We start from the raw sequence: 6,346 nt of genomic DNA on the forward strand, positions 1-6,346 counted from the left end.
CCTCCCGTCGTCGTTTGTGTGCCGCGAGTGCTTCGCCAGGACCCGTGTGGTCCGCTCAGTCGGCTGCGCGCGTGTGTTCCTGCACCTCGCGCGCCTGCCGAAACGGTTCAGTTTGCTGCGTTCATCCGCTCCCCAGGGTGAGAATCAGTGAAGGTGTCCGAGAACACCGTATCCAATTCCACGCGGGACGCGTCGATCTGGGTGGTACAGGAGGCCGGTGGCGTGGAATTTCGGGAGGACGCCGCGTGGACGGGGAGCCGCTTCTACCCGGGGATCGCGCTCGTGCGCCGTCCCGTCGGTCCGGTCCCCGCCACCGTGTCACTCGTGGCTCATGACGATGCTCTACCTCAGCCTCTCGACAGGACAACAGCCCTCCACAGATGAGGTTCGGCCCTGCGTCCGACGTCGGAAGCACATAGGTTGGGACATACCGAAGCGCAGCACCTCCACCGGAAGGCACCATCCCATGATCTTCATCGTCGTCAAGTTCGCTGTGAAGCCCGAGTGGAGCGACCGCTGGATCGACCTCACGCGGGACTTCACGGAGGCCACGCGTCAGGAGCCGGGCAACCTGTGGTTCGACTGGTCCCGCAGCGTGGAGGATCCGAACCGATTCGTGCTCATCGAAGCTTTCCAGGACGACGCCGCAGAGGCACACGTCAACAGCGACCACTTCTCCCGGGCCATGCAGGACATGCCGCAGGCGCTCGTCGAGACGCCGGAGATCATCAGTGAGCGAATCGTCGCAGAGGGTTGGGGCCGCATGGGAGAACTGACCGTCGACCCTGCATAGCAGAAATACCCTGCAGAGCAGGAATGGGGTCAAGCTTCCCTGAACAATGAGCGGAATAAATGCTCAGGTCCCGGGGCGCACCTTGGCGGCTACCTCAGGTCAAGTGATTTGTTCACACGGCCGCAGCAGCCGGCGAGGAATCCGGTTTCTTCACAATCGGGTCAAAAGATACTGGTGGGCATAAATCTGTTATCAGACCGGTTCCGGCGCACTCACGGACGACGCTGATCCCCTCGACTGCGGACGCTTTATCCACGAACTTCCCGGATACGGCCACGACCGTCCCGTTGGAAGCCTTCAATCTGAACCCGAAGGAAATGCCTTCGTCGTGAAAAAGCTCGAACGTTCCAGTCATCGCTACCCCCTGTGGTTGCCCTTGCAGATGAACTGCTCGGGCTCGTCATCAAAACTGGAACACAATACTGCGTTCCAGTCGGCCCGGTAACGGGATAGGGCTTCCCCTATGTGACCCCAGCACACCCACTCCTCTATGGTAGGACCCGCTTCATTTACTAGCGAGTAATCCGTGATTGTTCCTTGATCCGGCTAATCAACCGCACTCCTGCAGCGACACGATCATCACGCTGAAATTTGACGTCACCCTTCAATCCAGCCGCGACAGCGGCTCACCTCTGCCCTGAACGTTTGCCGAAGCGGGCCCGATGACCCTATGCGAGTGGGGTGTTGTGTTGGATGATCAGGGCGGGACGGACACCTTCACGGTCTTGTTGATCAGAGGATTGACCATGAGTTCAGAGCAGCCCCGTGACCCATCGAGCAGCTCGCCGGCGCTTTTGCCGACGCCGCAGCTGCGTGTCCCTGCGGAAGGTGAACAAGCCGAGACTGTCGATAGGCGAACACTTCTCGAACGTCAGGGCGAACGGCGCCGGGAAACGGAACGAAAGCTTGCCCTCCACATGCACGCCTATCGGCTCGCGCGCTCCCCAGTCGGTCTTGAGTAATGCCCGCGACCGCGCTGAGGACGTCAGCGCGGAAAAGAATTCTGTTGACCGGTCCATGCGCACGTTGCTTCCGACCAGGGCGATCTCCAAGACCGAGTTGCCTCAGGCTCCTGCGCACAGCACCGCCCAGGAGGAGATCGGGGTAGGACTGGGCTATCGACCGTCGGTTCCGCTGTCATTCGATCGACCCGAGTGTCCTAGTAATGATCGAATACTTCGGTCTGGACGAGAGCGGCGAGGATTCGTAGTTGTCGTTCGTCCTGCCTGCTGAATCTTCGGGGTCTCGTGTCGAAGATGCAGAGAGCGCCGATGCGCCACCCCCCGGGGCCAGTAAGAGGGCTCCCGGCATAGAACCGGATGTGTGGTTCACCTACGACCAGAGAGTCACTCACGAAGCACTTGTGCGTGAGGGTGTCCGGGATGATGAGGATACGGTCCTCCGTGATGGTATGGGAGCAGAAGGTGCTTCGCCCTGCCAGGTCATCGAGGACGAGCCCCGCGGCGGATTTGACGACCGGACTGCCCGCCTCGAGGAAGGTGATCGTCGCCGAACTTGCGTCGAACGTCCTCCGCGCTCGTTGCGTGAGGAGATCGAAGCGTTCCTCTTTCCCCGACTGCACCAAGCCAGTGCTCATCAGCGATGCCGACCGGCGGTGTTCGGCCTCGAAGGGATTGAACATCGTCTCCAGCCGTGCGGCCAGCCTGGGCCACGAGCCGTAGGTCATCGAGGGGTGGAGAGTCGTTGCGGTGTGTGTCGTCCTGCCGCCGGAGTTCCTGGCCGGTCCTGACTCGTCGGCATAAGGGGCTCGACGGCGTACTGCCGGCGACGACCCGCTGTCCGGAAACACAGGAAACTGCCTGGTTGCCGGCTGTGTCTGAAGCAGCTCATTGACGGCGTAGGACACAAGATCGCGGTGCAGGACATCCAGGAGCACAATTCCGTGGAGATAAGCGGCGACAGCAACAGCGTCAGCAGCACCGCCCAACACGACGTAACGCACCCACACGTCGTCGACGAGCAATGTTGCTTCTGACGCCGCCTGGGCTGTCAGCCATTGCTGTTCATAAGGGTTCACGGTATGCCTCGCCTTGATAGACGCGAAGACACGAATCAACCGAACCTCCGCGCACCGAACGTGCACCCGTATGCCGTCAGGCATAGGCGACGGTCGAGCCATCGGACCGGTTTCCTCTGTACTGGACGCGGTTGATGTTCCTGGTGTGATGCGTTGTGCTGGGCGCTGTCGTGCGAGTTGAAGCTGATGTGTACGCGAATTCAAGAGGTGTGAAGTTCCTTGTGGGATAGATCATCTGCTCCGCGGCGGCGGAGCAGATGTCATTGTCTGCGGTGGTGCGTCTCTTAGTGCTGCTGTGGCTGATTTCGCGAGCTTAAACGGGCGGACTTGGAGAATCTTTGGTGCAGGTCTGACCAGGATCGGACCGCAAGGTTTTCCCAATGTCCAAACGTCGACGTCGACTATCGCGGATACTCCCGAACGCTGCTCCTTCAAATCGATACTGATCCTTGCGGCGGGTCGCTCCGTTCCCGCGGTTCAAAACGTTCCCTTGCAGCAGAGTGACCGCAGACTTCACGGCTACGCGGTCACCGCATCTTGACCGGCCCATTCAGCCCTTCGATTAGGGGCGTCGAGCGGCGACGGTAATTAATCGTCATTTGGCAGTTCGCTCCACTGGCCCGGTACCTCATGACGCGGGACCGGCATTAACCGTCACACCAGAACCTGTCACCGCAGCTGGGGTGCGCGACAACTTCTCGTGTGCGCCGAATTTGGCAGGTGTGGCGTTGGGAAAACGGAGTTTTGTTCCACGGGAGAAGTTCTCCCAAGGTTTGTCCAAGAGCAAAGCCGCAGTCTTGTCCCGAGTGGGGATGGCAAGAGGTCCGTCCCGCCGGCCCGGCCCTGCCGGGCTTATCAGGAGGATTGAAGTCATGGACAAGAAACTTTCCAGTTCGTTAGCCGGCGTCGCACTCATCATGCTGGCACTGAGCGGATGCTCCGGGTCCACGGCGGAAGCACCGGAGACAACAGCGGCTGAGGTTACAGAGGCGCCGGCGGAAACAACCGAAGCAGCCGAAACGACCGAGGCAGCCGAAACGACCGAGGCAGCCGAGCCAACAGAGTCTGCGAGTGACGAGGCAACCGCCGAGGCCAGCGCGCCCGCGGCGGTTGGCCCCACCACGCTGGGCGTGGCGACAAGTGAGCTGGGCGAGATCGTGGTCGACGCAAACGGCATGTCGGTCTACTACTTCACCGAAGACGTTGCCGATTCCGGGGTCAGTGCCTGCACCGATGATTGCCTGGTCGCTTGGCCGCCGGTCATCAGTGGGACCGAAACCCCGGAGGTGGAGGGCGTCACCGGTGAGACCGGCGTCATTGAAACCCCGGAGGGTGATCTGCAGATGACCATCAACGGAATGCCGATCTACTACTTCAACAAGGACCAGGCAGCCGGCGACATCAACGGACAAGCCGTCGGAGACGTCTGGTACGTGGTAGCTCCTGACGGGACCATGATCCAGTAGGTCCGTCGCTCATCTCCGGCGGTGCTCACTTGGCGTCATCAGCGACCGCCCGTCACTCACCAACTCGTGAACGCATTCTGGGGGAAGTCGCAATGAAAGTACGTTACCGAACGTCAGTTCTGTTGTTCGCCGTTGTCCTTACCGGCAGCACCGCGTGCAGCTCCGACGCCGAGCCAGGTACGTCGGGGGCGACAAGCGCGGCAAGCGAGGCCACGGCGCCGGAATCAGCGGCGGTCACCGCCGGTGCCGGGACCCCAGGTTCAGCGCCTGCTTCGGCGGAAGCTGCGCCGGCGGAGGAAGCGGTGATCACGATCACCGAGTTCGAGTACGTCATGCCGCAAACCATTGCACCCGGCGCGGTGGTGACGATTGTCAATGAGGACGATGCCCCGCATACCCTCACGGCCAAGACCGAGGGCGGGTTCGACGTCGATGTTTCCGGTGGTGAAACGGTAACCTTCACCGCACCCGACGAAGCCGGCGAGTATGCGGTCATCTGCACGTACCACCCCGCGATGTCCGGAACCCTGGTCATCGGATGAGCACATCAGGAGCTGCTCACAACAAGAGGAGAACTGGACCCGTACGGGGGCCGGGTTCCGTCGCCGAGGGACAGGGGCGCAATCACATGCTGATGATCGTCCTGCGGGTCCTGATCGGAGTTGGTTTGATGGTCAGTGCGGTCATTCACCTTCAGCTTGCATCAGGGTTTCAGCAGGCTGCACCCTCTGGAATCGGCGGAGGCGCCCTCTTCCGGATCCAGGCAGTCGTCTCCATCCTCGCCGCAGCGTATGTCCTGATCCGGGGTAGCCGAGCCGCCTTCGCGATCGCAGCGATCGTCGCACTATCCGCCCTGGCCGCAGTGGTTCTGTACCGTTATGTGCAGGTCCCGGCCATCGGACCGATTCCATCCATGTATGAACCCGTCTGGTATCCGCAGAAAGCGCTGACCGCAGTGGCAGAAGCCTTTGCGGGGACCCTCGCCGTCATCGGATATGTGCTTCTGCTCCGGCGCCGGAATGACACGTAGGCCGCTACGCCGGGCCACTCCCGGAGCGCACCCCGGCCCCGTCGCACCCCGAAACGTAGCAGGCCATCCTCCAAATGGAGGACCTGCAGCTTCTTCCAGGGTGCTGTGGAGAAGCCAGACCAGCCGGCCCAATCAGTAGCGCCGTCATGCTCCCTGCACTCCGGTCAGGCGAGCTTGCCGCTCGGTGGCTCGTTCGTCAATGATGTGTAGCCGCTGTGGTGGAAGGTGGCAAAGGCATCCCTGAACATGTCGGCCTGTCCCTGGAGTTTCCGCACAAGCGGTCCGGGCGGCGTCGATCCCACCGGCCGCTGCGCCAGTGCGCGCGCTGCTGATGCCTGCAATTGAGCTGCGCCTGCCATCGCAGCACTGGCTTGCAGGCTCAGCAAGGCCGTGATGACTTCCTCTTCGTCCTGCGTCTCGAGGGCCCGTTCTATCCGTCGGATTCGATCGGCCAGCAGCGCGTCGAAAGAGGTCAGGAATTCGGACGCGACGAACGAGCCAAGGTCGTCGGCGAGTATTTCGAAGGCGCATGTATCAAGGACAGGAATCACGACGTACCTCCGAGTGCTTCTGGGCAGACTTCATCGCGGAAGCCTGGACGCCGGAGTTGTACCCGAGATCCGTCGGGATCGTTCGGTTCTGCGCCATCACGCTCCTATTCCCTGCCCCGTCTGCCACCCTGGCAACACTCTCAACAGTGATCGCTTCTTCCGGCTTCCACACGAGTAGGCACTACCTGTTTCGTCCGCTCTCGTGGTGGCGAGGCCGGAGCCGGTGCACTTCCTCGCCGCAATCGCCTCCCTCGCCGTGAGTAGTCAAGAGCTGCTTTTCACCCGTCTGTCTGCTTCTTGGTTTCCAAGGGTTACAGGGAAAACGATGAGGTGCCAAAAAACTGCCGCCTCATCGGGGTGCGGAGCGCGTGCCTGCGTCCGTGCTCGTCCCCGATGTCGGAACGAATTTCCAGTCGAATGACCCGTCGTCGTGCAGTGTCATCCGGAGGAACCCGTGGGTGTCACTGA

9 protein-coding genes are annotated in these 6,346 nt (G+C 61.5%); 5 read left to right on the top strand and 4 right to left on the bottom strand.

Annotation, left to right across the window (positions count from 1 at the left end; genetic code table 11):
• Nucleotides 1–153 precede the first annotated feature (153 nt).
• Together D6T63_RS19005 and D6T63_RS15505 are read left to right on the top strand one after the other, a co-directional pair.
• The gene (locus D6T63_RS19005) at nucleotides 154–384 is read left to right on the top strand and encodes a hypothetical protein (protein ID WP_147394396.1); all 231 of its coding nucleotides are present in this window, start codon (nucleotides 154–156) and stop codon (nucleotides 382–384) included.
• A gap of 82 nt (nucleotides 385–466) precedes the next feature.
• Nucleotides 467–793, top strand: a complete 327-nt coding sequence (locus tag D6T63_RS15505; protein ID WP_120149962.1) for a putative quinol monooxygenase — start codon at nucleotides 467–469, stop codon at nucleotides 791–793.
• Nucleotides 794–905: 112 nt separating this feature from the next.
• Here D6T63_RS15505 and D6T63_RS15510 read toward each other — a convergent pair whose 3' ends face one another.
• From D6T63_RS15510 to D6T63_RS15520, 3 genes are all read right to left on the bottom strand, one after another.
• Nucleotides 906–1,148, bottom strand: a complete 243-nt coding sequence (locus D6T63_RS15510; protein ID WP_120149963.1) for a YegP family protein — start codon at nucleotides 1,146–1,148, stop codon at nucleotides 906–908.
• Nucleotides 1,149–1,545: 397 nt separating this feature from the next.
• The gene (locus tag D6T63_RS15515) at nucleotides 1,546–1,845 is read right to left on the bottom strand and encodes a hypothetical protein (protein ID WP_120149964.1); all 300 of its coding nucleotides are present in this window, start codon (nucleotides 1,843–1,845) and stop codon (nucleotides 1,546–1,548) included.
• Nucleotides 1,846–1,952: 107 nt separating this feature from the next.
• Complete coding sequence (locus D6T63_RS15520; RefSeq protein ID WP_182977037.1) at nucleotides 1,953–2,831, bottom strand: GAF domain-containing protein; 879 nt, start codon at nucleotides 2,829–2,831, stop codon at nucleotides 1,953–1,955.
• Between the two features lie 872 nt (nucleotides 2,832–3,703).
• Here D6T63_RS15520 and D6T63_RS15525 point away from each other — a divergent pair.
• From D6T63_RS15525 to D6T63_RS15535, 3 genes are all read left to right on the top strand, one after another.
• The gene (locus tag D6T63_RS15525; protein WP_120149966.1) at nucleotides 3,704–4,297 is read left to right on the top strand and encodes a COG4315 family predicted lipoprotein; all 594 of its coding nucleotides are present in this window, start codon (nucleotides 3,704–3,706) and stop codon (nucleotides 4,295–4,297) included.
• A gap of 92 nt (nucleotides 4,298–4,389) precedes the next feature.
• The gene (locus tag D6T63_RS15530) at nucleotides 4,390–4,839 is read left to right on the top strand and encodes a cupredoxin domain-containing protein (RefSeq protein ID WP_120149967.1); all 450 of its coding nucleotides are present in this window, start codon (nucleotides 4,390–4,392) and stop codon (nucleotides 4,837–4,839) included.
• An 86-nt stretch (nucleotides 4,840–4,925) separates the two neighbouring features.
• Entirely contained in the window at nucleotides 4,926–5,327 is a 402-nt protein-coding gene (locus D6T63_RS15535; RefSeq protein WP_120149968.1) for a hypothetical protein, read from the top strand.
• A 164-nt stretch (nucleotides 5,328–5,491) separates the two neighbouring features.
• Here D6T63_RS15535 and D6T63_RS15540 read toward each other — a convergent pair whose 3' ends face one another.
• Complete coding sequence (locus D6T63_RS15540) at nucleotides 5,492–5,878, bottom strand: hypothetical protein (RefSeq protein WP_120149969.1); 387 nt, start codon at nucleotides 5,876–5,878, stop codon at nucleotides 5,492–5,494.
• Nucleotides 5,879–6,346: the final 468 nt, after the last annotated feature.

It is taken from the genome of Arthrobacter cheniae (genome assembly GCF_003602275.1).
In the GTDB taxonomy this organism is placed as follows: domain Bacteria; phylum Actinomycetota; class Actinomycetes; order Actinomycetales; family Micrococcaceae; genus Arthrobacter_D; species Arthrobacter_D cheniae.

Excerpts from the sequence above, each read along its gene's own strand:
- D6T63_RS15505 (WP_120149962.1), top strand. The coding sequence starts at position 467 with ATGATCTTCATCGTCGTCAAGTTCGCTGTGAAGCCCGAGTGGAGCGAC.
- D6T63_RS15510 (WP_120149963.1), bottom strand. The coding sequence starts at position 1,148 with ATGACTGGAACGTTCGAGCTTTTTCACGACGAAGGCATTTCCTTCGGG.
- D6T63_RS15525 (WP_120149966.1), top strand. The coding sequence starts at position 3,704 with ATGGACAAGAAACTTTCCAGTTCGTTAGCCGGCGTCGCACTCATCATG.
- D6T63_RS15530 (WP_120149967.1), top strand. The coding sequence starts at position 4,390 with ATGAAAGTACGTTACCGAACGTCAGTTCTGTTGTTCGCCGTTGTCCTT.
- D6T63_RS15535 (WP_120149968.1), top strand. The coding sequence starts at position 4,926 with ATGCTGATGATCGTCCTGCGGGTCCTGATCGGAGTTGGTTTGATGGTC.